The sequence below is a fragment of the Chitinophaga sp. Hz27 genome (assembly GCF_042263525.1).
Taxonomy (GTDB): domain Bacteria; phylum Bacteroidota; class Bacteroidia; order Chitinophagales; family Chitinophagaceae; genus Chitinophaga.
In genome coordinates, this window is record NZ_JBHKFJ010000003.1 from 324,559 (window position 1) to 350,159 (window position 25,601).

Annotated in this window: 21 protein-coding genes; 6 read left to right on the top strand and 15 right to left on the bottom strand. The window is 42.5% G+C overall.

Annotated features, from left to right (window positions below; all coding sequences use genetic code 11):
• Positions 1-23: 23 nt before the first annotated feature.
• The 7 genes from lpxB to metG form a co-directional block, all read right to left on the bottom strand.
• Positions 24-1,133 carry a lipid-A-disaccharide synthase gene (gene lpxB / locus ACE38W_RS08170; protein WP_375829972.1) on the bottom strand — a complete coding sequence of 370 codons (1,110 nt, stop codon included), beginning with the start codon at positions 1,131-1,133 and terminating at the stop codon, positions 24-26.
• Between the two features lie 18 nt (positions 1,134-1,151).
• Positions 1,152-1,451 carry a hypothetical protein gene (locus tag ACE38W_RS08175; protein WP_375829974.1) on the bottom strand — a complete coding sequence of 100 codons (300 nt, stop codon included), beginning with the start codon at positions 1,449-1,451 and terminating at the stop codon, positions 1,152-1,154.
• A gap of 45 nt (positions 1,452-1,496) precedes the next feature.
• Complete coding sequence (gene surE, locus ACE38W_RS08180) at positions 1,497-2,276, bottom strand: 5'/3'-nucleotidase SurE (protein WP_375829975.1); 780 nt, start codon at positions 2,274-2,276, stop codon at positions 1,497-1,499.
• Positions 2,277-2,359: 83 nt separating this feature from the next.
• Positions 2,360-3,130 carry an ABC transporter permease gene (locus ACE38W_RS08185; protein ID WP_375829976.1) on the bottom strand — a complete coding sequence of 257 codons (771 nt, stop codon included), beginning with the start codon at positions 3,128-3,130 and terminating at the stop codon, positions 2,360-2,362.
• Positions 3,130-4,023: an ABC transporter ATP-binding protein gene (locus ACE38W_RS08190; protein ID WP_375829978.1), complete on the bottom strand. Its 894-nt coding sequence runs from the start codon at positions 4,021-4,023 to the stop codon at positions 3,130-3,132. Before ACE38W_RS08190 ends, ACE38W_RS08185 begins: the two co-directional genes overlap by 1 nt.
• A gap of 8 nt (positions 4,024-4,031) precedes the next feature.
• Positions 4,032-6,431, bottom strand: coding sequence for a 3-hydroxyacyl-CoA dehydrogenase NAD-binding domain-containing protein (locus ACE38W_RS08195; protein WP_375829979.1), 2,400 nt, complete (start codon positions 6,429-6,431; stop codon positions 4,032-4,034).
• Positions 6,432-6,705: 274 nt separating this feature from the next.
• Positions 6,706-8,829: a methionine--tRNA ligase gene (metG, locus tag ACE38W_RS08200; protein ID WP_375829981.1), complete on the bottom strand. Its 2,124-nt coding sequence runs from the start codon at positions 8,827-8,829 to the stop codon at positions 6,706-6,708.
• Between the two features lie 132 nt (positions 8,830-8,961).
• Here metG and ACE38W_RS08205 point away from each other — a divergent pair, with 132 nt between their 5' ends.
• Positions 8,962-9,876, top strand: a complete 915-nt coding sequence (locus ACE38W_RS08205; protein WP_375829983.1) for an LD-carboxypeptidase — start codon at positions 8,962-8,964, stop codon at positions 9,874-9,876.
• Here ACE38W_RS08205 and ACE38W_RS08210 read toward each other — a convergent pair.
• Positions 9,873-10,685: a ThiF family adenylyltransferase gene (locus ACE38W_RS08210; RefSeq protein ID WP_375829985.1), complete on the bottom strand. Its 813-nt coding sequence runs from the start codon at positions 10,683-10,685 to the stop codon at positions 9,873-9,875. The two genes, ACE38W_RS08205 and ACE38W_RS08210, sit on opposite strands and share 4 nt — an antisense overlap.
• Before the next feature lie 14 nt (positions 10,686-10,699).
• A complete protein-coding gene (locus ACE38W_RS08215; RefSeq protein WP_375829987.1) occupies positions 10,700-12,049 on the bottom strand; it encodes a sensor histidine kinase in 1,350 nt (449 codons plus the stop codon).
• A gap of 729 nt (positions 12,050-12,778) precedes the next feature.
• Between ACE38W_RS08215 and ACE38W_RS08220 the strand changes: the two genes are divergently transcribed.
• Positions 12,779-13,330, top strand: a complete 552-nt coding sequence (locus ACE38W_RS08220; protein WP_375829988.1) for a YqgE/AlgH family protein — start codon at positions 12,779-12,781, stop codon at positions 13,328-13,330.
• Positions 13,331-13,887: 557 nt separating this feature from the next.
• On the opposite strand, the gene atpC is transcribed toward ACE38W_RS08220, so the two are convergent.
• The gene (atpC, locus tag ACE38W_RS08225; RefSeq protein WP_167015466.1) at positions 13,888-14,148 is read right to left on the bottom strand and encodes an ATP synthase F1 subunit epsilon; all 261 of its coding nucleotides are present in this window, start codon (positions 14,146-14,148) and stop codon (positions 13,888-13,890) included.
• Between the two features lie 70 nt (positions 14,149-14,218).
• A complete protein-coding gene (gene atpD / locus ACE38W_RS08230) occupies positions 14,219-15,718 on the bottom strand; it encodes a F0F1 ATP synthase subunit beta (protein ID WP_375829990.1) in 1,500 nt (499 codons plus the stop codon).
• A gap of 352 nt (positions 15,719-16,070) precedes the next feature.
• Here atpD and ACE38W_RS08235 point away from each other — a divergent pair, with 352 nt between their 5' ends.
• A complete protein-coding gene (locus tag ACE38W_RS08235; protein ID WP_375829992.1) occupies positions 16,071-17,282 on the top strand; it encodes a metallophosphoesterase in 1,212 nt (403 codons plus the stop codon).
• Between the two features lie 60 nt (positions 17,283-17,342).
• On the opposite strand, the gene ACE38W_RS08240 is transcribed toward ACE38W_RS08235, so the two are convergent.
• Positions 17,343-18,245, bottom strand: a complete 903-nt coding sequence (locus ACE38W_RS08240) for a DUF4349 domain-containing protein (RefSeq protein WP_375829994.1) — start codon at positions 18,243-18,245, stop codon at positions 17,343-17,345.
• Positions 18,246-18,270: 25 nt separating this feature from the next.
• A complete protein-coding gene (gene pnuC / locus ACE38W_RS08245) occupies positions 18,271-18,918 on the bottom strand; it encodes a nicotinamide riboside transporter PnuC (RefSeq protein WP_375829996.1) in 648 nt (215 codons plus the stop codon).
• Between the two features lie 350 nt (positions 18,919-19,268).
• Here pnuC and ACE38W_RS08250 point away from each other — a divergent pair, with 350 nt between their 5' ends.
• Complete coding sequence (locus tag ACE38W_RS08250) at positions 19,269-20,729, top strand: DUF6600 domain-containing protein (RefSeq protein WP_375829997.1); 1,461 nt, start codon at positions 19,269-19,271, stop codon at positions 20,727-20,729.
• An 83-nt stretch (positions 20,730-20,812) separates the two neighbouring features.
• On the opposite strand, the gene ACE38W_RS08255 is transcribed toward ACE38W_RS08250, so the two are convergent.
• Entirely contained in the window at positions 20,813-21,322 is a 510-nt protein-coding gene (locus tag ACE38W_RS08255) for a GNAT family N-acetyltransferase (protein ID WP_375829998.1), read from the bottom strand.
• Positions 21,323-21,331: 9 nt separating this feature from the next.
• The gene (locus ACE38W_RS08260; protein ID WP_375829999.1) at positions 21,332-21,955 is read right to left on the bottom strand and encodes a hypothetical protein; all 624 of its coding nucleotides are present in this window, start codon (positions 21,953-21,955) and stop codon (positions 21,332-21,334) included.
• 85 nt (positions 21,956-22,040) lie between these two features.
• On the opposite strand from ACE38W_RS08260, the gene ACE38W_RS08265 reads away from it, so the two are divergent.
• Together ACE38W_RS08265 and ACE38W_RS08270 are read left to right on the top strand one after the other, a co-directional pair.
• Complete coding sequence (locus ACE38W_RS08265; RefSeq protein WP_375830000.1) at positions 22,041-23,204, top strand: hypothetical protein; 1,164 nt, start codon at positions 22,041-22,043, stop codon at positions 23,202-23,204.
• 363 nt (positions 23,205-23,567) lie between these two features.
• Complete coding sequence (locus tag ACE38W_RS08270) at positions 23,568-25,601, top strand: M48 family metalloprotease (protein WP_375830001.1); 2,034 nt, start codon at positions 23,568-23,570, stop codon at positions 25,599-25,601.

Here is a 25,601-nt window from a genome sequence, read left to right on the forward strand (position 1 = left end):
TATTTGAATTGCATTATTTGCTGTTAGCGGGGCTCCTGTGCATATTCATAGATCACAGTAGCAGCGCGGCGGGAAGCGTCCTTTTCGCCCAGTTTATGCCACAATGCGGCATAGTCGGCGGCCAGCTCCTGGCGACGCTGATCATCTTTCAATAAAGCGGTAAGCTCCTTTAGCAGGTTGGCTTCTGTCAGATCGTTCTGAATCAGCTCTTTTACCACCAGCTTATCCATCACCAGGTTTACCAGAGAGATGTATTTTACTTTAATGAGATTTTTAGCCAGGATATACGAAACCGGATTTCCTTTATAGCAAACGATTTCAGGAACACCAAACAATGCTGTTTCGAGGGTAGCAGTACCGGAAGTTACCAGTGCGGCGGTTGCCTGACGCAACAATGAATAGGTTTTACCTTTTACTTTAGAAACATTAGGATGCTGACCGATGAGGCTTTCCAGAAAGTGATCATCAAGACTAGGGGCTTGCGCCACTACGAACTGGTATTCCGGAAAATGCTTGGCCATAGTAAGCATAATAGGTAGTTTCACGCTAACTTCCTGCTTACGGCTGCCAGGCAGCACTGCAATGATAGGCTTATCTGACAATGGCGTTTCAGCAGGTTTGGCTTTTTCGGCCTTTATAACCTCGACCAACGGATGTCCTACATATTCTACCTCAAAGTTCCATTTGTGGTAAAACTCCTGTTCAAATGGCAGGATACACAGCATTTTATCTACTGTATGTCTGATTTTCTTCACCCTGTTTTCTTTCCATGCCCATACCTGCGGAGAGATATAATAGACCACCTTGTAGCCTTCTGATTTGGCCCACTCAGCAATCCGCATGTTAAATCCAGGATAATCCACCAGTATCAGTACATCAGGCTTAAAAGCAGCGATGTCCTTCTTACAGGCGTCCATATTGCGCAGAATGGTACGGAGGTTCATCACTACTTCCACAAATCCCATAAACGCCAACTCTTTGTAGTGCTTAACGATATTAACACCGGCAGCCTCCATCAGATCACCACCCCAGCCGCGAATATCCGCTGTCTGGTCTTGCAATCTCAACTGTTTGATCAGGTTACTGCCATGTAAATCTCCTGAAGCCTCTCCCGCAATGATATAATATTTCAATCCCGTTACTATTAAAAATTATCTGATCAGTTTCAACATGAGTATAGCAATTGCATACAGCATGGTTACCAGAAATATTCCTTTTGCAGTAATATCTCTTCTTTCTCTGGTATAAAGGTAAAACACTACCCCATTCAATAAGAGGCAGATGCTGACTAATTTAGGAATCAACTGACGGTTTTCTTTCAGCTGTCCGATAAAGTTCCACAGGTCGATGTTTTTAGGCATCACTGCTACCAGATAATACACGAAAAAGGCAAGGACAGGTGTAATTAGCCCAAGCACAATTCCTAATGGTAGATTGTCTTTTTTAAGCATATTTTAGTTATAATGGCGATAAAATGAATTCCTGACAGAAGAGGGTTATAAGTCTTTCCACTCTTCTTCCAGTTTTTCTTTCATCTTATAGTTGGTCAGATCAAACTGAACAGGCACCAGCGAAGCGTAATTATTTTCCAACGCCCAGACATCTGTATCTTCTCCTGTATCACGATTCTTGAACTCTCCTGTCAGCCAATAATATTTCTTTCCATGCGGATCTCTTCTTTCATCAAACTCTTCTACCCATTTGGCATCTGCCTGACGACTTATCCTGATGCCTTTGAAGTCTTTCTCATCCACAACAGGGATATTCACATTAAACAATGTGCCAGCAGGCAAAGGCTTCGCCAACATGCGTGCTACCACGTCTCTGGCTACTTTTGCTGGTAAAGAAAAATCTGCTTCGTAATCATATTCCAGGAAAGAGAACCCTGCAGATGGAATGCCTTCGATAGCAGCTTCCATGGCGGCAGACATCGTTCCTGAATAAATCACGTTGATAGAATGGTTAGCGCCATGGTTAATACCACTCACACAAATATCCGGCTTGCGGCCACCAAGGATCTTATCACGGGCCAGTTTCACGCAATCTACCGGCGTACCGGAGCATTGCCAGGCTTCTATGCCTTCAAAGATGGTAACCTGGTTCAAACGTAACGGTACGCCAATTGTAATGGCGTGTCCCATGCCCGACTGCGGGCTGTCTGGTGCTACCACCACCACTTTTCCAAAAGGGCGTACTGCTTCTACCAGCGCACGTATGCCTGGGGCAGTGATGCCATCATCGTTTGTTACCAGTATTACTTTTTCCTGTTCTGCCATGGTTCCGTTTTTTCTTTACCCAACAAATTTAAGTCCTATCCCAAACATTTCGCTTTAAAAGAATGTGAAATATAAAGATACTGCTATAGATCAGACTTTAATATCTTTCTGAATACCAACCAGATGGCGAGTACGATATATCCCACCATAAAGATGAAATATACAGCAAGTGGATACTGTTCCACAGCTATCATCTTTTCTATTATTGGCGGCGGCATCAGTTCATCTCCAGTTTGGATAGGGAGTAATCCACCCACCTTTCCGATATAGTGTTTTATTATCGACACTATCGGTTGTTCGAGCATTGTATATGCGAAAAAAATGATGATCGCAATACCTGCTCTTTTGGTGTAAACGGCTATTGCCAAAGCGATGGAAAGCGTCAGTACTACCTGCATGAAATAGATCAGCACATAATGATAATTTTCAAAGCTGAAAGAAGTAGTACTCGCGGGTGCTTCTACCAATCCGATGAGTGTTGTCACTACCAGTGCGAGTCCTGAAATCTTCAACAACCAGAACAGTTTCGCATAAACGAAATCTCTGCGTTCCCAGCCATCAATAATATTCTGGCGATTAGTGCGGAAGGTATATTCGTTAGTAACAAGTATGATTAACAGCAACCCATACAAGGCAGATAAATAACTTGATATGCTGGCAACAGTAAGCCACAAATTCGGGAAGTCGAATGGGCTTCCCAGGAGTGCCTGTGCAGGTTTCAGTTGTCTATCTGCGAGTATTTTCTGTACAAAAACATTTCCTGATATATGCACTAGTAGGGCTAATATCAGCACGACCCAAAAGGTACGATAGCTCTTTACTTTAAGCCATTCAGTTAGTATTATTTTTTTCATTAGGCAGAGGTATGGGTCAGTTCAAGGAATGCGGTTTCAAGACTCTTTCTACGTAATTGCAGCTGTTGCAGCCATATGCCCTGTCCAGCGCACCAGCTGTTGATGTTAGCCGGATCTGGGGTAACAGTGAAAGTGGCGATTACTTTTCCGCCGGCAACTGTAGCTTCAGTACAATCTGGATATTGCAGTAATAACTTGGCTAATGCCTGATTATCGGCAGCTGCCATTTCTATAAAGTCATTACGCTGCAGCACCTGATTCACTGGTCCTGACAACAACAGGTTACCTTTCTGCAAAATAGCCACGTGGGTACAAACTTTTTCTACTTCATCGAGCAAGTGACTCGCTAACAGAATGGTTTTGCCACTGTTTGCCAATTGTTGGATGAGTGTACGTACTTCAGCTATCCCAGCAGGATCGAGGCCATTAGTAGGCTCGTCAAGAATGAGTACATCGGGATCCCCTAGGAGTACCCCTGCTATTGCAAGCCGCTGTTTCATTCCAAGAGAGTAGGTCTTGAAGGCTGCATCTTTTCTTTCATAGAGTCCGCATACTTTGAGTACCCGTTCGATATCATCTTTGCCATGTTGTTTGATGCTGGCAGAGATTTCGAGGTTCTTCCATGCGCTGAGATAATGATAGAAATTAGGGGTTTCCAACAGGGTGCCTATTTTGCGCCTTTCGTTGCCGGAAGCTGGCTTTTCGAATAGTTGGAAGCTTCCGCTATCTGCTTTGAGTACATCGGTGACAATGCCCAGTAGCGTGGTTTTGCCGCTTCCATTGGGGCCTAAAACACCAAAGACGCTGCCAGCTGGCACCTCGAAAGATACACCTGACAGCGCCTGTACGGCACCATACCTTTTGGAGATGCCTTGTAAGGTTAATATTGACATAGTATAGATTAGTTCCTAACTGGTTTCCCTGTTTTGATTACGCTCTGTAATCTTTCCAGGGTTTTGCGTTCTCCGCACAGACTAAGGAATGCTTCGCGTTCCAAGTCCAGCAGATACTGTTCGCTCACGAGGGTAGGTTCAGTCAGATCACCGCCGCACATCACGTAGGCAAGTTTCTGTGCTACCTTTTCATCGTGCTCAGAGATATATTTCCCGAACTTCATGGCGTAGATGCCGGCCAGCAAGGCTCCCAGCGCACTACGGCCCATTACCTTCACATCAGTTCTTTCAATAGGACGGGTATATCCTTCATCTGCCATTTCGATCACGCTGCGTTTAGCATCCGCGATGAGACGGCCAGGGTTCATCACTACCTCATCATGTCCTTTCTTCATCACACCCATATCGTAAGCTTCAAAGGCGGATGTAGCCACTTTAGCAGTAGCCACGGTCATGAAGTAGTCTTTCAATGGCTCTTCTTCAATACGGCCTTCTTTGAATTCGTTGCTGGCACGCAGCGCCATTTCTTTGGTACCGCCACCGCCAGGAATCAAGCCCACACCGAGTTCTACGAGACCTATATATGTTTCAGCTGCTGCTACTACTTTATCGGCATGAATTGCCATTTCGCAACCACCACCTAAAGTAAGTGCATGAGGTGCCACTACTACCGGAACGCCTGAATAACGTAAACGCATAGTGGAACGCTGGAATAAACGAACAGCCATATCCAGTTCATCATATTCCTGTTCTGCCGCCAGCATGAATATCATACCTACGTTTGCACCGGCAGAGAAATTAGCGCCATCGTTGGCTACTACCAATCCGCGGAAATCCTTTTCAGCGCGGTCTACCGCCTTATTGAGTCCTTCCAGCACTTCACCGCCAATCGTATTCATTTTTGTCTGCCAATCGAAGCAAACAACACCATCACCCAGATCTATCAATCTGCTGGCATTATTTTTCCAGAGTACATTACCGGAATAATTTTCCAGGATGATGAAAGAACCTTCTCCAGGCAAGGTTTTATAAGCCTGGCTGGCAATATCATAATAGAATTTCTTACCGTTATCAACTTTATAGAAAGACTTGATACCTTTAGCCAGCATATCTTTCACCCATTGTGCAACCGTAAGTCCTTTCTCTTCAATTGTTTTTACATAAGCTTCTACTCCCAGCACATCCCAGCTTTCGAAGGGTCCAATTTCCCATCCAAATCCGGCTTTCATTGCATCATCTACTTTGTACAGATCATCTGCAATTTCTGGTAATCGATGAGATACATAAGCGAAGAGATAAGCATGGAATTGCTGATAAAATTGTCCTGCTTTATCAGCAGAATGTGCCAGTATTTTCAGGCGTTGTTTCAGGTCTTCCACAGGCTTAGCTGCATCTATACTCGCAAACCTTGCTTTTTGTTTAGGACCATATTCCATGGTCTGGAGGTTGAGGGTAAGAATTTCCTTGCCACCAGGGCCAGTGGTTTTCTTGTAGAAACCTTGCCCGGTTTTATCTCCGAGCCAGTTGTTATCCACAACTTTCTGCAGAAAATCAGGAATCTTAAAGATGGAGATAGCCTCATCATTCGGACAATTTTCCAGTACTCCTTTTGCTACTTTCACAAGCGTGTCTATACCTACTACGTCAGCAGTACGGAAGGTAGCGGATTTAGGACGTCCGATGATAGGGCCTGTCAGCGCATCGATTTCGTCTATTCCCAGGCCCATTTCCTGCATAATATGGAAAATAGCCATGATGGAATAAACACCTACACGGTTAGCGATAAACGCAGGCGTATCTTTACACAGTACAGTGGTTTTACCCAGGTACAGATCTCCGTAATGCATGAGGAAATCTATAACAGCAGGATCGGTATGTGGAGTAGGAATTATTTCCAGGAGGCGCAGATAGCGCGGTGGATTGAAGAAGTGAGTACCACAGAAATTTTTCTGGAAGTCTTCACTACGGCCTTCCGCCATCAAATGAATCGGAATACCGGAAGTATTGGAGGTGATCAATGTTCCGGGTTTACGGAATTGTTCTACCTGTTCAAAAACAGTTTTTTTAACAGCGAGATTTTCTACTACTACTTCAATGATCCAGTCGCATTCAGCGATCTTTTTCATATCATCCGTAAAGTTGCCGGTTTTGATCCGTTTTACTACGTCTTTCGTAAAAACTGGTGAAGGATTTGATTTAATAGCTGCCTGTAAGGCATCATTCACAATCCGGTTTCTCACTGCAGGACTTTCTAAAGTAAGGTTTTTCTTCTTCTCAGCATCATTCAGTTCTTTTGGTGCGATATCCAGCAGCAGTACCTGAACGCCAATACCTGCGAAATGACAGGCAATCCTTGATCCCATAACCCCTGAGCCCAGTACGGCTACTTTATTGATGTGTCTTTGCATATTAAGGCCAGCTTTAATCTGTTAGTGAATACAAACTAAGTTTTAGATTCCTGAATTTAGGGTTTTTTAAGGTAGAAACATGAGCTGGAATGTTAAAAAAATCGATGCGATTTAAATCTCCCGATTGGCTGACTGCCGTGGGAGGTCAGCCAATCGGGAGATAAGACCCTCGCCGCAGACAAGGGTCATATCTCTCCAAAAAAGAGAAAGGGCTTAATACACTGCAATAGCAGCGCATTAAGCCCTTAAAATTCATATTATTAATTTAGTCAGATCAAGCTACACCGGAACCTGGTGTTACACTTTCGTTAGGATTAACGAAAACCAGTTTACCGTTATCCTCTGCCATCAGGATCATACCTTGACTTTCAATACCACGCATTTTACGAGGCGCCAGGTTAGTCACTAATGTAACCTGTTTACCTACAATGTCTTCAGGTTTGAAGTGCATAGCGATTCCAGAAACAACTGTACGCTGTTCAGATCCAATATCTACCAGTAATTTCAGCAGCTTATCTGCTTTCTCTACTTTTTCAGCTTTAATGATAGTACCCACACGCAGGTCCAATTTTGCGAAGTCATCAAACTGGATCTCTGGTTTAAAAGGAGCAATAGGCTTAATTTCTTCAGCAGTCGCCGGTGCAGCAGCGATATTCTGCTGTTTGGTAGCCTCCAGTTTTGCCAGCTGCGCATTGATTACATCATCCTCAATTCTTGCAAACAGCATTTCCGGCTCACGTAAAGAATAACCTACACTCAGTAATTTTTCTGATCCGGCATTTTCCCAATCCAGCATTTTCTCTACTACTTTCAGCATATGCAGCATCTTCTTAGCAGTGAATGGAAGGAATGGATTGATGAGGATAGCCAGGTTTGCAGTTAATTGCAGACAAACATGCAGACAGATATCAATTCTTTTCTGCAACATTTCCAGATCAGCAGCAGTATACTTGTCATGAGTCTCGCCTTTATTGATTTTCTCAATTGCCTTGGCAAGAATCCATGGCTCATTTTTCTGCATGTACTGGTTACCTTTTGTAGATAACGCCATGATCTCTGCTAATGCTTCTCTGAACTTGTACGTTTCAATCGCCTTCTCTATTTTTTCTTTTGCTATTGCAAATTCAGCGAGCATTTGACGATCTTCTTCATTCACCACGTCTTGATGCAGCGCAGGTACTTTACCTCCGCATAACTTGTGCATCAACACCATCGTACGATATACAAAGTTGCTAAAGTTACCAGACAGCTCACTATTATTTCTGGTCTGGAAATCTTTCCAAGTGAAATCATTATCCTTCGTTTCCGGTGCAGTTGCAGTGAGCACATAGCGCAGGATATCCTGTTGATCAGGGAAATCAGCGATGTAATCATTTACCCATACTGCCCAGTTTCTGGAAGTAGAAATTTTATCTCCTTCCAGGTTCAGGAATTCGTTGGCAGGTACGTTATCTGGCAGTACAAATCCACCATGCGCTTTCAACATCGCAGGGAAAATTATACAGTGGAAAACGATATTGTCTTTACCAATGAAGTGTACCAGTTTAGTATCTTCTTTACACCAGTAATCCGCCCAGTTTTCAGTCAGTTCTTTGGTAGCAGAAATATAACCTATAGGCGCGTCGAACCAAACGTAAAGCACTTTGCCTTCCGCATCTGGTAAAGGCACTTTAATACCCCAGTTGCTGTCGCGGGTCATAGCACGTGATTGCAAGCCACTGGACAACCAGCTTTTGCACTGACCATATACGTTATTCTTCCACTCTTTATGACCTTCTATCAGCCACTCATTCAGCCATGGTTCGTAGTTCTGTAAAGGCATGTACCAGTGCTTGGTTTTTTTCTTTACGGGAACAGCGTCGCTCAATGCAGAATGCGGGTTGATCAGTTCATCAGGACTGAGGCTATTACCGCATTTCTCACATTGGTCGCCATAGGCTTTATCATTGCCACAATGAGGGCAGGTACCGATAATATATCTGTCGGCCAGGAACATGTTGGCCTTAGGATCGTAGAACTGTTCAGATTCTTTTTCTTCAAACAGTCCGTCATTATACATTTTCAGGAAATAATCGGAGGCTGTTTGATGATGCACTTGATTGCTGGTGCGGGAAAAGATATCAAAAGAGATACCCATAGCGGCAAAGCTGTCACCAATAATTTTGTGGTATTTATCTACCACATCCTGTGGCGTAATGCCTTCCTTCATGGCTTTGATGGTGATAGGAACACCATGTTCGTCAGTACCACAAACAAACTTTACATCAGCTTTTTTAGCGCGGAGATATCGCACATAAATATCTGCAGGAATATAGCACCCAGCCAGGTGGCCTATATGAACAGGGCCATTGGCATACGGTAACGCCGCAGTTATTAAATATCTATTAAATTTTCCCATACTATCTTAAAGAATGCTTAAATAAAATTTAAATATTACACTGTTTTTGGAATAGCCGATAACATTCATCAACTTAGACCAAGCGTCTCACTACATAGCGGGACGAATCTTGCAAAGGTAAACAAAACTACAATGGTAAAAATTCCGCCATATCTGAAAAAAGGCGATTTAATTGGTGTTACCTGCTCCAGCAGCAAAATGGACCAGGCTGCGGCCGAATTTGCGGCAGAAGTGATGCGCTCCTGGGGGTATCGTGTACATCTCGGAATTACAGTAGGTACCAGTTTCCACAACTTCTCAGCCCCTGATGAGCTTCGTTTGGAAGAATTACAGGATATGCTGGATGACCCTGAAATCAAAGCAATTGTTTTTGGACGTGGCGGCTACGGTATGGTATGTATCCTCGATAAACTCGATTTCACCAAATTCCGTAAACATCCAAAATGGCTCTGCGGATACAGTGATGTAACCACACTACATGCACATGTTCAGCAACGTCTGGGTATCCCCACCATTCATTCGCTAATGTGTAACGGCATTTCAGCAGAAAACTTTGAGAATGAATATGTTCAAAGTCTGGAGCAAATCCTCAAAGGAAAGAAATACAGTTACTCCGCAGCCAAACATGAAATGAATAAGGAAGGCAGTACAGACGGTATCCTCGTTGGTGGCAACCTTTCCATGCTGGCAAATCTTTCTGGTTCAAAGTCACAAATAGACACAAAGGGTAAAATACTGCTGCTGGAAGATGTGGGCGAATACCGGTACAATGTAGACCGCATGATGTATAACCTGAAACGTGCCGGATGGCTGGATAAACTGGCCGGAATGGTTGTTGGTGGCTTTACTGAAGGAAAAGAAACAGCTACACCATTCGGCCAGTCTGAATATGAAATCATTCACAACATGGTAAAAGATTATAAATACCCTGTTTGTTTCAACTTCCCAATCGGCCACCAGGACGAAAACTACGCCGTGCGCCTGGGCATGAAACACCACCTTAAGGTGGGTGAAGCTAAAAGCGTCCTGAAAATAAAGGAAGATTAATCCTCTACATCTGGTACTATCTCCAGTCCGTAGTCATCTGCGGACAGGATACCATTTGTTCTTACTGTTTCGATCAATTCCTTATTGGCAGTAAGTTCATGCACTTTAGTTGTATTGTGGAGATAGTCCATACCATAGATTTTGTTGGTAAGACCCATTGGCACTTCTATCAAATATTTGATGATATCAGTTACCATATGCATACCGGTAGCTCCATGCGTAAAGCCCAATGCACCTGCATCATAATTGCGGTAATCATCGGTAATGTCCATTGCACAACGATAAGAAGCAGATACGCTGCCGTCAAGCATTGGCATATTGAAACCTCCATACCAGGCCAGCCAGTTATGCACTTCACCTACCACAAAAGGTTTATTGAAAGCAATACATGCATCATTTATCAACAGATGAGAAGGCAAATGCTGCGTACAATCTACCACAATATCAAAACCATCTAACAAGAAGCCCATTGCTTCAGGCTTTGCCTGCAATAGTAACGGGAAAGGCCTTGCATATGGATTAAAGCCATACATTCGGCTGGCAGCCATTTTAGCTTTATGCTTCTTTATATCCTGCATATGGTAGATAGGCTGACGATGCATATCTTCCGTATTTATGGTACCATAATCAGCGATACCAATAATTCCGATACCACTGGCCCCAAGATATTGAATAATTGGACTTCCGAGTCCACCGGCGCCAATCACCAGTACCCTGGACATTTTCAGCTTTTCCTGCATTGATAATCCGAAGCCAGGTACGGCAATCGGCGTCTTAAAATGTTGTGTTTCCTTTTCAGTCAGAATCATGCGCTATTCCTTTACTATTCCTGTGGAAACTCGAGGGTAAACTTACTTCCTTTACCTACAACGCTTTCCACTTTAATTTTACCGTGATGTGCATCTACAATCGCTTTCACATAGCTAAGGCCAAGGCCGAAACCTTTTACGTTATGAACATTTCCAGTATGTGCGCGGTAGAATTTTTCAAAGATACGTGAAATAGTATCGCGGCTCATCCCAATACCGTTGTCGCTAATCACGATGAACAGGCTTTTGCGGGTGTTATAAGTTTGGATCCCTACCTCCAGATTGTCTTTGGAATATTTAATCGCATTGTCCAGGAGATTGAAAATTACATTGGAGAAATGCACATCATCAGCCATTATGACAGGATTGATGGCATCTAATTGTAAATCTACCACTCCGTTTTTGCTGGCTAATTGTAATTGAAGGTTGTCAGTGGTATTTTGAATTACCGCATGAACGTCCATGGCCTGGAGTTTCAGACCGATTTCATCTTTTTCCAGGAGGGCAGACTGCAGAATAGATTCTACCTGCTTGTTCATACGCTTATTTTCTTCCTTAATGATACCAGAGAAATAGCGGATCTTATCTTTATTGTCCATCACCTTTTCATTGCCAATGGCATCGATAGCCAGGGAAATGGTAGCTAATGGTGTTTTCAACTCGTGGGTCATGTTGTTGATAAAGTCGGATTTAATTTCCGATAACTTTTTCTGATTCAACATGGTGCGGATGGTAAGTGCAAAAGCCGTGATGATGATCAGCGTAAAACATACCCCGCCAATAATCATCATGGTGAGTTGTTTTACAATTTCATCCTGTGTGGACATGATCAGGAATAATTGCTCCGGTGTGGCTGTGGGCTGAGGATCCAGCGGAATAAACACCATTTTATAGTCCTTCACATGATTAAGCGAATCCTGGTTCAGGAGGTTAAAAAGCCGCTGGAAGTCTTTGGTTTGAATACGCCACATTGACACAAACCCCGACAATGGCGCAGGTCCGGAGATAGCGAATTCGAAGTGACTGGTATCCAGTCGATGTTGTTTCAGGCTGTTTACGATTACTTTCTGGATATCCTGTGGCGAAAACAGGTCTGCAACTCCTTGGTAAACAGGCCTGTGCATATCGAAGGTGAGCCCATTGATCGGCACCTGATTGTTGAATTTCAATTGAATAGAGTTACTTCTATGAGAAAGAAAATATTTTCTTACCTCATCTACTACTTCCACAGCACGTTGATCCAGCTGTTTATTCTTAATAACGATGGCATTTTTTATCCAGTTAACCTGGATATAAATGATTCCAAAGAGAGAGACGGTGATCAGACCAACAATGACAGGGAAAATGCGCTTCAACGGTATCATGCAAAAATTGAGTAAGACCTAAATTTAAATAAATCAATGGCTATGAACAGCATAAAATTGTTAAAATAGATGCTTGCTATAGCAACAATGATACAAAATTAGGGGCTTAGTATAGCTTGTAGGTACTGCAGTATCAATTCAATATTACTTTAACGTAATTTTAACGGCGAAATGCTGATTTTTTTATTTCATCTTTCCTTACCTTTGCTTCATCAAACTGGTACTAAATTTGCTTAGTTAAGTTTGACAAAAGCACAAGAATTTAAACTTTCTACATACATCGACGTGGATTCGTTCCATAAGCGATTTAGATTTTGGTTGATAAAATGGTAAGGAGGTTGTCTAGCCTCCTTTTTTTATTTTCTTTACTTTTTGCTGGCGCCATTGGCGCTATTTTTTTTCTCGCAAAGTCCGCAAGAGGTGCAAGCCTCGCAAAAAATTCACATTTCTGATTTTCATTTTATTTTTTCAATTATTCTTTGGGAAGAATATTCACCCTTTATGATGCTATTTATTACTCCCAAAATTCGATTTCAGAGGAAAAAGCCTAAGAATAGGGCAATTTCATTGGTAAAATAATTGGTATCTCCCAGAAAAAACTTTCTGGATCAGATCAATATCCAGTGCTCCTTTTATGGACATTACGAGAGAGATCAACTGCCGAAAAACCGCAGAATTACGGGAAAGAAAAATCACTTAAATTTATGTAAGCGATAAAAATGATTGCATATGGATACGTTGTCGCCTGGAGCTTTATTGATTGCAGATCCCTTTCTGAAGGACCCCAACTTTGCCCGTACAGTGATATTACTTTGCGAACATCAGGAAAAAGGGAGCTTTGGTTTTGTTATAAATAAATTATTTGACCAGCGTTTGGACGAGCTGATACCGGAAGTATTGGTTACGGGCGTTCCGGTGTATACAGGAGGTCCGGTACAAATGGATACGATACATTTCATTCATCAACAACCTGATATCATTAATGGCGGTATGATGATAGCACCAGGTATCTATTGGGGCGGTCATTTCGATAATGTGGTGGAAAGCCTGAACCAAGGGAAGATAGATCTTGATAAGATTAAATTTTTCATTGGTTACTCCGGATGGAGTAGTGGTCAGCTGGAAGAAGAGATGCGGGAGAAGTCCTGGATAACTTCTACTGCTACGCCAGCCTTGGTATTTGAAAAAGGGGAACAGCATGTTTGGCAGCAGGCTTTGAAGAATATGGGCAGTAATTTTGCGATAATGGCTAATTATCCGATAGATCCTTCTCTGAACTGATTATGTAATAGTCAGCATTTTATATACCCTTGTACTTCACTAATATCTGTATCCTACAGTAATGGGTAGACAATACCCATAAAAATGAACAGGATTAAATATGATTTTTTAAAACAAATTAAATATCTTGCTAAAGTAACGATAAAGTGAAAGCGAGCATTGTAACCCATTTCAGGTAAATGAAATTGAGAACCGAATTACACCTATGAAGGCAAAACCTATGAAAAACAAACATTTTTGGCTCCTTCAGGCGGCGAAAGACCCGAATTTTACCTGCATTGAAAAAACCAAGTTTAATAACATAAATAACAACGCATTATTCATTAGGTAATAATATACAGCCTAAAAAGGCATCCCTGTTGGCGGGTGTATAACTGCTGGCGTCTGTGTAAAAGCAGGCGTTTCAGTCGGTATTGCATTCACAATGGGGTTTGGGAATCCCCGTCGGGTAATCATACTATTGATCGGGTTCTTCTAAGATTGGAATAGTTAGGACAAAACGAAGGCCGGGTAATCTTACCCGGCCTGGTCGTTAAAAACGTTATATAACTGGATGGTTACTTCTTTTCCACTGCAGTAGCACCTTCTACTAACACGGTAGCTTTATTACGTAAAACTTCTACGAAGCCACCACTGATGGTGAAGAATTCAGTGTGAGATTTGTCTTTCAGCACTTTCATCTTACCATTTCCGAGCGCTGCGATCATGGGCGCATGTTTATCCAGTATTTCAAAAGAACCGTCGATACCCGGGAGTTGTACGCCGTACACCTCACCTGTGTATAACTTTCTTTCCGGTGTTAATACTTCTAATAGCATGTGAATGTTCGTAAATGGTTACATATGTTGAATAATCCCCGCTGGTAGCGGGGATTATTGACTATATTAATTATTTAGCCTGTTCCAGTAATTTCTTACCTTTTGCGATAGCATCATCGATGTTACCAACAAGGTTGAACGCTGCTTCAGGATACTCATCTACTTCACCGTCCATGATCATATTGAAACCACGGATAGTTTCTTCGATTGGAACGAGTACGCCTTTCAGACCGGTGAACTGTTCTGCTACGTGGAATGGCTGAGACAGGAAACGTTGTACACGACGCGCGCGGGAAACGGTCTGTTTGTCTTCGTCAGACAGCTCATCCATACCGAGGATAGCGATGATATCTTGCAGCTCTTTATAGCGTTGCAGGATCATTTTCACACGCTGAGCACAGTTGTAGTGTGCTTCACCTACGATAGCAGGAGTCAGGATACGGGAAGTTGAATCCAGTGGGCTCACAGCAGGGTAGATACCAAGATCGGAGATTTTACGATCCAATACGGTGGTAGCATCCAAGTGAGAGAAGGTAGTAGCCGGAGCAGGGTCAGTCAAGTCATCCGCAGGTACGTAAACCGCCTGTACGGAAGTGATTGAACCATTTTTAGTTGAAGTGATACGCTCTTGCATCAGACCCATCTCAGTAGCCAGGGTTGGTTGGTAACCTACCGCAGAAGGCATACGACCTAACAGTGCAGATACCTCAGAACCAGCCTGAGTGAAACGGAAGATGTTATCCACGAAAAACAGGATATCACGACCACCACCTGCAGAACCATCACCATCACGGAAATATTCTGCCAGTGTCAGACCAGATAAAGCCACACGTGCACGTGCACCTGGAGGCTCGTTCATCTGACCAAATACGAAGGTAGCCTGAGAGTTTTTCAGTAATTCTTTATCTACAGCGGTAACATCCCAGTCACCGTGCTCCATTGATTCTTTAAATTTATCGCCATATCTCACGATGTTCGCTTCGATCATCTCACGCATCAGGTCATTACCTTCACGTGTACGCTCACCCACACCAGCAAATACAGAAAGACCTTCGTGCGCTTTCGCGATGTTGTTGATCAGCTCCTGAATCAATACAGTTTTACCCACACCAGCACCACCGAACAAACCGATTTTACCACCTTTTGCATATGGCTCGATCAGATCGATTACTTTGATACCTGTGAACAGTACTTCTGTTTCAGTCGCCAGATCTTCGAATTTAGGAGGCTGACGGTGGATAGAATAACCAGTGCTGGCATCCAATTGACCCAGACCATCAATTGCCTCACCTACCACATTAAACAAACGTCCTTTCACCTGGTCGCCAACTGGCATTTTAATCGGCGCGCCCTTATCCACAACGGCCATACCACGAACCATACCGTCAGTGGAGTCCATTGCCACGCAACGAACGCTGTCTTCACCCAGGTGCTGCTGTACTTCCAATACTACTTTCTGACCATTTTCGCGGGTGATTTCCAATGCGTTGTAGATTTCGGGCAATTTGTCTTCAAAGTGCACGTCCACCACGGGACCGATAATTTGTTTGATCTTACCTGTGTTAGGCATATTTTTAAAGAGGTTTATAAAATACTAAAAGTTATTTCCTCAAAAACTTAAGCTGTTGGCAAAAGTTTCCAAAATTTGCCGCAAAGGTAAGAGTAAAAGCATATAAATCAAAACACCAGAACGGAAAAATATCGCTTTCACACAGGTTTTTAAGCCCTTTTTGTTTTTATATAAGCCTGCTATCCCCTAAATCCCTGTCCATATCTATAATATTATAAAAATATTTAACTCATAATAATCTAGGAAAATTTCTCCTCCATCCTTCCTGCCATCCATAAAAAAAACCTCCCTCCCCTTCCAAACCTTGCTTATTTTGGGTTATCTACCTATTTGTATTAATAATAATCTGAACATGAAAAAAAACAGTGATCAATCGCGCCGCACTTTCCTGGGGAATATCTCCAAAGCCGGACTCCTCAGCATGGTAAGCATCGCCCCGGCCATAGCGAAAGCTGCCGCTCCGGAAGCACAAGAGACCAACCACAAATTTCTTTGCAAACCCTACCTTCAGTATCCTGCTCCCAACACTATTTCTGTTGTATGGCTCACCGCAAAGCCTTGCTATAGCTGGGTAGAATACAACCTGGAGGGTCAACCTCCCCAAAAAGCACATACCGTCAGTCATGGCCTCGTAGATGCGAACAATACCCTCCATAAAATTCCCCTCACCGACCTGGTACCCGGAAAAAAATATAGTTATAAGGTATTTTCCAAAGAAATCACTGATTTCCAGCCTTATAAACTGACCTATGGAGAAATAATTTCCAGCGATACCTATACTTTTACTGCGCCTGATCCGCAAGTAAAAGAAGTATCCTGGCTAATGATCAATGATATCCACGACCGTCCTGAATCCATTCCGCACCTGATGGGGCTCAACGGCAACAATCCTTATCACTTCGTATTCTTTAACGGCGATGTATTCGACTATCAGGCGGATGAACAGCAGATCATCAACCATATGCTGACACCCTGCGGTGAGTCTTTCTCTACGCAAACACCGTTTATGTACGTACGTGGCAACCACGAAACACGCGGTAAATACGCCCGCGAATGGCATCAGTATTTCGAAAATCCTGGCAGAGATAATTTCTTTTCTTTCACCTGGGGGCCTGTACACGCTATCGTATTGGACACCGGTGAAGACAAGGAAGACACCCATCCTGTATATGGAGGCATAGTAGATTTCGATCGCTATCGAGAGCAACAGGCAGCATGGCTGGAAAAGCAACTACAGTCGCCAGCTTATAAAAAAGCAAAGTATAAAGTCGTGATCATGCATATCCCGCACTATCATGGAGGCGAGTGGCATGGTACTGTACATTGCAGGGAGCAATTCGGTGAGTTGTTCAACAAACATAAAATTGATATCCTGATCTGCGGTCATACCCACACCTATGGCGTACATCCGCCGGAACCAGGTAAACATAATTATCCACTGATCATTGGTGGCGGCCCTAAAGACGGCAAACGCACGCTGATACAGGTAAAGGCAGATCAAAAACAATTGCTACTGACCATGTTGGATGATAGTGGTAATAAGGTAGGAGAATATAAGATCTGATGTAAAGTACTAGCGGCGCCACTTGGCGCCGCTAGTACTTTGTTATATGTTAACTATTGATTATTCTGCTTTCTTATTATTAGTAGTGAGATTAAAACCAAATGCCTCCAATATTTTCACCAACACCAATAGCCCTATCAGGCTGACTGCCGCTCCAAACATCAGACAAGCATAATACTTGATCGTCCATTCAAGTGCACGCGTGATGCGGGTCCATACGCCAATAACAGCAGTGGTTTTCTCAACTTTCTCATGCATGTAAATTTTAACAGAACAGAATTCATGAATAGCATCAAAATTCCCTAATTCTACACCCAGGTTCTGCAATTCTGTTTCCGTGGCATAAATCTTATCATGCAATTGTAAGTACTCTTCTATCTTCCCGGATTTATTCTTCAAATCGTTGAGAGAGGCCAATGTCTTTTCTAATGAAACCCTTTGTGCATTGAGCTTCTGGTATTCATTCGTCTTATCGGTTTTTGTCACTTCTCTTTCTACGACAACGCCTATACGTTGTGCCGCATTGTAGAATGAATCAAACTTTTCAGGGTTCACCCCAACGAGCAATTGCAATTGCCGTTCACCTTTGTTTCCTGTCTTATTTTCAAACTGGATAATAGATTCGGAAGAATCAATCAAATGATATAGTGTAGATTCATCTTTGTCGTATTGATTTGATTTTGTTTGCAACCGTGCTACTTTCTCATATTTCTGACTTGCAGCAGGAGAGGACATTGCGTCACCATCATGTATTACAATATCTTTTCCTTTTGATTGAATTTTTTCAGAAGCGTAATTTTTTAATCGTCCGAAATTGAATACTGCATTCGAGCTTTCATTAATGAAAGCATTTACAGGCTTGAATTTGTAACCATATATCAATCTGATAAAGAACATGGCAACAAAAATGCCTACACAAATAAGGATACTTCGTTTCAGTACCTTGCGGGAAATATTGAACATAGGTAGTCGGTATATTTTATACGTTTTATTGGGTGTGCAATTGTGATTTATAGGTTTTTATCCATTTTATCAACCCCATCGTTGCTATGATGAATAAAATAAAATATTCCATACCGAGGAAACGCACATTTTTTTGGAAATAAATGATGGTAGCGATTAAATCTACTGTTACCCAAAGCACCCAGTTTTCCCAGATTCGTTTGGCAAGCAGGATATTGGCGATAACGCTCAACACCGCAACCAGAGAGTCTGTATAAGGATAGGCTGCAGGTTTTTCAAATACAGCAGGGAACCAATTGTGTAGATTGCTGATAATAAATCCAGCAGTAATAGTTGCTACAACTGCTAATGCAAATAGCCAGCAGCGGACACGATTACTTAATGCATAAATGGGTTCATTTTCTGGTTTTTTAGTAAACCAGAATATCCAACCGTATACGCCTGTGGCAAAGAAATAGATTTGTAGAAACATATCTGCATATAGTTGCAACTGCCAGAATAATATGAAGAAACAACTCACATTGACGAGTCCTACCGGCCAGGTAAGAATATGATCTCTGGCTGCCAACCAAACGCAGAGTAAACCTGTTAATGTACCGAAGAATTCTATAAAACTAACCTGATAATCAAGTACTGTAAATAGTATATGCTGAATACTAAAAATATCACCCATGCAGCAATATTACAGTTTTGAAAAATTATGCATAAAGGGAATTTTATCTTAATAAATATAAAAATAAGAATATGTAATCATTATGGCCTATAAAAAACTGTTTTATAACAAGTTAGCATAGCAAAAAAAAGTTGGAATCAATTTTGCAATAGTAGCATTGAACGATGCTAAAACGTCTTTTATGCTTTAGCAAAGTGTTAACAAAATTCTTTCATCAAGCAGATTGATTATTCTGCTTTTTAGACCTTACCATTGGCGAAACATCCTTATAAATGTGAAAAGGTAAACCAAGTGACCCGTTCCCCGGAAAGTCTAAAATTACAGAAACCAATCGTTTAAAATACAGGAGTATGAACACAATGGTTAAAAAAACACTTATCCCTTTTGCGGCGATAACCATGTTCCTGACAAGCTGTGCTGGTAGTTATTACGCTTCAGGTGATTATGCCAGTGGCTATGGTTCTCAGGTGCAGGTTGGTGCTTCCGTTTCTTTCTACGATGCCTTGAGTCCTTACGGTCGCTGGACCAGCTACGGCGGTTACAACGAAGTATGGATACCAAATGTAGGTGGCGATTTCCAACCTTATTCCAGTGGAGGACACTGGGTATACACAGACTATGGTTATACCTGGGTATCTGATTATTCCTGGGGTTGGGCGCCTTTCCACTACGGACGCTGGATGTTTGATCAGTTCTATGGATGGATGTGGATACCTGGTTATGACTGGGCACCTGCGTGGGTAGACTGGCGCTCTGGTGGCGACTATTACGGCTGGGCACCAATGGGACCTTCCGGATACAGCTATCCAGTAAACAGATGGACATTCGTCAACAGACAATATATAGGTAGTCCACGTATCAGCAATTATTATGTTGATAACAGAAGAAATACAACTATCATCAACAATACAACTATTATCAATAACACCACGGTTTATAACAATAATCGTATTAACCGCGGTCCTTCTGCTCCGGCAAACACCAGACCAGTGAGGATTACTAACACAGACAGACCAGGGCAGAACCAACTTAACGGTAACCAGTTAAGAATCTATCGTCCAGATGGCGCCACTGTACAACGTAATGATAATAACCGATTCAATGCTAACCGTAATACGATTAACAACAATGCAAACAATAATAGCAATAACGGTGGCAGAATAAATCCAGGTAATAACAACAATAATGTTCCTGGTAATAATAACAATAATGGTGGTGGTAGAATTGTGCCAGGTGGCAATAATAACAACAACACTATCTTGCCGGGCAATAATAATAATCGTCCGTCAAGAATAGAAAACAACAACAATAATAATCAGCAGATTCCTGGCCAGATGAATAACCAGGGAGACAGGATCAGACAACAACAGATACAACAGCAACAAATTCAACAGCAACAACAGAACCAACAGAACCAACAGCGAATTCAGCGCGATCAACAGATACAACAACAACAGCAGCAACAGCAACAACAGAGGATTCAACAGCAGCAACAGGATCAACAACGTCAACAACAGATACAACAACAGAGAATTCAACAACAGCAACAGCAACAGCAGCAGCAACAACAGCAACAGCGGATTCAACGCGATCAACAGATGAGAGCGCAGCAACAGCAACAACAACAGCAGCAGAGAATTCAACAGCAGCAACAACAAAGACAGGCGCAGCAACAACAGCAAAGGCAGCAGCAGCAACAGCAACAACAGCAGCAAAGGGCACAACGTGTGATGGAACAACAACAACGCCAACCACAACCACAGCCACAACAACAAAATAATGGTGGTGAAAGGCCAAGAAGAGATCAGTAAGTTTTTAGTTTTAGTTTAGATTATATATCCGCCTTTTATGGGAAAAAAATAAGAGCGTCTGCATTTGCGGACGCTCTTATTTTTTACAGATGATAAACGGTACTATATAATGCTTTCTTTATGTAGACGAAATCAAGGCCTGGTGGCAAGCCCAGGTGCATTAGCTTTAATTGAAGAAAAGGATAACCTGGATAATAAGGCGGCTGCTCATAATATTCCGGAAAGGTTTGATAGTTTAGGCGTTCATAGAAATTAATTCTTCTGATCGCCTGTTCTGTATTGGGTGGTTCCACTTCCAGCACTATGCTTTTCAGTTCTTCTTCCAAGAGCTTCATGACGGTGGTACCTGCGCCTCCTCCCCTGGTTTCGGGGGAAATGGCAAAATATTCAATGAATGCAAAAGCTGGTAATTGCCAGTAAAATACTAAACCAGCAAATTTCCCTTCTTTCTCCAATGTGAGTAAATGAATGGCTCCCTTTTCCAGGAGTTTCAGCTGATCGGGCCAGGGCCTTCTCTCTTCCAGCGGGAAAGCCGATTCATATAGGTTCCGAACTTCGTCAGTAGCAGTATTGCTTCGGTGTAATGCTATCATAGCCTGAAGTTACTGATTCTGACGCATACCGGTGGAAGCGGCGCAGGCATTAGGATCCGGATCACCTGGGGTAATGGGCTTATCCACTGCCCAGCAGAAATTCATGGCCTGGCTGGTAATGCTGACAAGTTTCACCACTGCCTTGCTGCCTTTACGGCTGTTAGAAGCAGCGATGGATTGCTGTCCCTGGGCTGGTATACTCTTAATGGAATATTGTTCTGTTTTAAAGACTTCATTGTTGTTCCGGAGGTATTGGAGGGACACGACAACATTTTCCAGTGGATAATCTGTCTGATTTCTAATGATAATATTCAGGTCGCGGATACCGCCCAGAAAGCCCGTCCGGTAATCATTGAGGGAAACGGTGATGAATTGGTTCCAATTCCTGCGGAAATATGCCCGTCGATCTGTAAATTGGGCGTTTTGCTGCTGCTGCATATCTTTGCGATCTGAAATTTGTCGGGCTACCATGCCGGATTGCTGTAAACTGCTGCGCAGGTCACGGTTTTCGTTATGAAGGCGTTCATTCTCCGCAAGGATTTTACGAAGGTGTTGCTGTTGCTGACAATAGCCCAGACCCAGAACGATCGTGAGCAGGAAGAAAAAGGACGGAATGATATAAGTTCTGTTCATAACCATTTTTCATTGAAAAAATGATGCCAGTAGCCGGTGGCGATCATAAGGAAGCATTTTTATTATTTTTATACAAACAGTCCCTATGGAATTGATTATCGTAGATAACGAACAAAAGGCGAAACAGTTTCTGGATGTACATATACAATTAAACAAAGACGTACCTGGCTGGATTCGTCCATTTGACAAGGATATCAACCAGGTATTTAATCCGGAACTTAATAAGGCGTACAGACACGGAGAATGTATCCGTTGGATTTTAAAGGATGACAAGGGGAAACTAATAGGCAGACTTGCTGCATTTGTAAATAAAAAATACAAAAGCAAGGGAGATACCTGCAAAGTTGGTGGCGTTGGTTTTTTTGATTGTATCAATGATCAGGCAGCAGCTAACTTCCTATTCGACACGGCCAAACAGTGGTTAATGGAACGAGGAGTAGGCGCCATGGACGGCCCTATCAACTTCGGGGAGCGTAATAACTGGTGGGGATTACTCACAGAGGGCTTCCACGAACCATTGTATGGTATGAACTTTAATCCTGTATATTATAAGGATCTGATGGAGAGTTATGGCTTTCAGGTGTTTTTCAACCAGATCTGTTATGGTATGAAGGTAAATGACCAGCTGAAAGACAAGTTTTTTACCCGCCATGCGGCGCTGGCAAAGGACCCTAACTTCCGCTCGGAGCATATAAAAAAGGGCGAATTAAAGCGTTTTGCGGCGGAATTCTGTTCTATTTATAACCGTGCATGGGCCAAACATGCTGGTGGTAAGGATATGACCGAGGCACAGGCCTACCTGTTGTTCAAACAGATGAAACCTTTGCTGGATGAGAAAATAGCCTGGTTCATTTACTACAAGGATGAACCAATTGGCTGCTGGTTAAACCTGCCAGACCTGAACCAGTATGTAAAACATATGAATGGTAAGTTTGGGTTATTGCAAAAGTTACAGTTCCTTTTCCTTAAAATGAAAGGCGACTGTAAGAAATTTGTAGGTATCCTTTTCGGCATTGTTCCTGAGTTTCAGGGTATGGGTGCTGACGCATACCTGATCATAGAAGGCGCTAATGTGATACAGAAAAGCTCTCCTTATACTGATTATGAAATGCAATGGATAGGAGATTTTAATCCTAAAATGATCAATGTGGCAGAGGGTTTAGGTGCTAAGCCTACCCGTACGCTTACTACTTACAGGTATCTGTTCGACCGAAATGCTGAGTTTAACAGACATCCAATATTGGAGTAATCACCAATGATGAATAAGTCGTTTAAAGGGCCTCTACTGCGTAGAGGCCCTTTCTTGTTTAATAGCAGACGAATGTGATAACATACAATAAAGAATTAACATATATATTAAAAAAATATCCAATCATTTATCTACCTAAAACATTAACTATAAAGGGGTTTCAAAAAATCATATTTATATCCGATACTTGATTATTCAACATTTAGGGCTTGAATTGTGTCTTTAATTAAATCCCGATTCTAGTAACAATCGTATTTAACGTGAGGATTAGTTATGACCAACTTAAACCTGGGCTGCAGGTCTGATAGTGACCAAGCGGTTATTGCCACCACCATTCCAAACAGACTACAAAAAATGAGGGTCTTGGGCTTAATCATATTGTTCTTTTTGCTGTATGTGGTATTAATTTCCATCGCTGTAGCGCTTGCCCTGGGCTGTATTGCCGGCGGACTAGCGCTGATGAGATATTATTATGTGTTGTATTCAGTTATCCCTGGGATAGCGTTGATCGCGCTTGGGAGTAGTCTGTTATATTTCCTGGGGCGTTTTTTGTTTCACAGGAGCCAGCCTTCAAATCCATACCGTACGCAGATCAAGGCGGACAATCATCCGTTGTTGTTTGCTTTTTTAAAACAGTTGGTCACCGAAACCAGGATTAGTTTTCCCAGGAAGATATTTGTAGTACCTGATGTCCGGGCTTCTCTTTTTTATAATGCTAGCTTTATTAATCTCTTCTGGCCGGTACGTCGCAATCTTGAAATTGGGCTTGGGTTGGTAAACAGCGTCAATATTAGTGAATTTAAAATGCTGTTGGCCCATGAGTTTGGGCATTTCTCCAAAGGCCATTCTTCTCTTAGCCGTTATGTATATGGCTTGAATAAGATGCTGCATAATATGCTATATGAAAATGATGACTGGAATGAACTGGCTGGTCACCGCCATAGTGGTTCTATTAGTGGCTTCTTTATTCATATTACTCTCCTGGTATTAAGCGGAATGCAGTACCTGCTAAGGCAAATGCATCGTGTTATTAACAAATATTACCATGATATTAGCAGAGATATCGCTATACAGGCAGATGATATAGCTGTACATATAGCAGGTACGCAGGCTGCCACCAGTGCCATTCGCAGGGCAGATATAGGCAGCTACTGTATGGAGCATTGTATGCATAAACTGCCGGAGTTATCTGAACATAAGCTACGCTTTCAGAATATTTATGAGGTACAGCGTAACCTCATTAGGTATTATACATTGCAGAGTTATGGCCGGTTGGATGCCGAAGGTTTGCCGGTGGTAAATGGCCCTTTTACAAAAGCATATCTGAAGAGCAGGGTTCAGCTGCGGGATGAGTGGAGTTTGCAGCCGTCCCTGGAATCCAGGATCAGTATGTTTTTGCAGGCGAATATAGATAGGGAGCTCCATAACACCAGTGCCTGGCAATTATTCAATCAGCCTGCCGCTATACAGGAAGCGATGACCGGACAGGTATATAATGTATTGGCGATGGAAAGTAATGACTGTTCCTGGATATGCCCACAGCAGTTTGTGGAAGACCTGGAACAACGGCAACGGACATACGAATTCCCTCCAGCATTCAATAATTATTATGACAACAGATCCTTCTCACAGGCAGATTTTAGGTTTTTGCAACCACTGAGTGAAGAAGAGTTACAGCTAACCAGTCTGGAAAGCCTTTATCATCCGGATATTGTGATGCGCATGCGCACTTGTTACCGGGATTTACAGGACTCTGAAACCTTGCAGGCTATTGCTTTGCAGCAGTTGCAAACCAGGCATTTTGAATTCGATGGCCGTCGATACAGGGCTAATAAAGCGGCTAGATTAGCCCGCAAACTAAGCAGGGAGGCAGTAGAAGAAAAACAATGGCTTACCGGCAATGATTTGCTGGCTTGTCGCTACCATTATACAGTAGCGCTGTCAATAGGCCAGGAAGTGGCCGATAACCTGGTGAGGCGTTACCAGGAGATCCTGGACTACCAGAAAGATGCCAATCAGCTGAGTGATCTGGTGATCAGGATTATTCATGGTATCAGCCTGATTTTTAATTCCAACCACCAGACTATGGAAGAGGCTTTGCCTTATTTTGAATTGCTGACACAATCGGCCATCTCTTTCAGAAAACTATTGCTCCATCTGATAACGGCGCCGGCTATACGTAATAATTTACCTGTGCGCATAGAAGAAAGTATTGAATATTTCCGCCAGCATGATTGCCAGTTTATTCGCCATGCCATACCTGATTATGCCGGTATTAAAGAGTTACATGACGTGAGTAGTGGTTTGATGGAGTACTTGAACAACTGTATTATCCTAATGAAAAAAAGTTACCTGGAATTATTAATCGAGCATAATCATCTCCATACAGTCAATTAA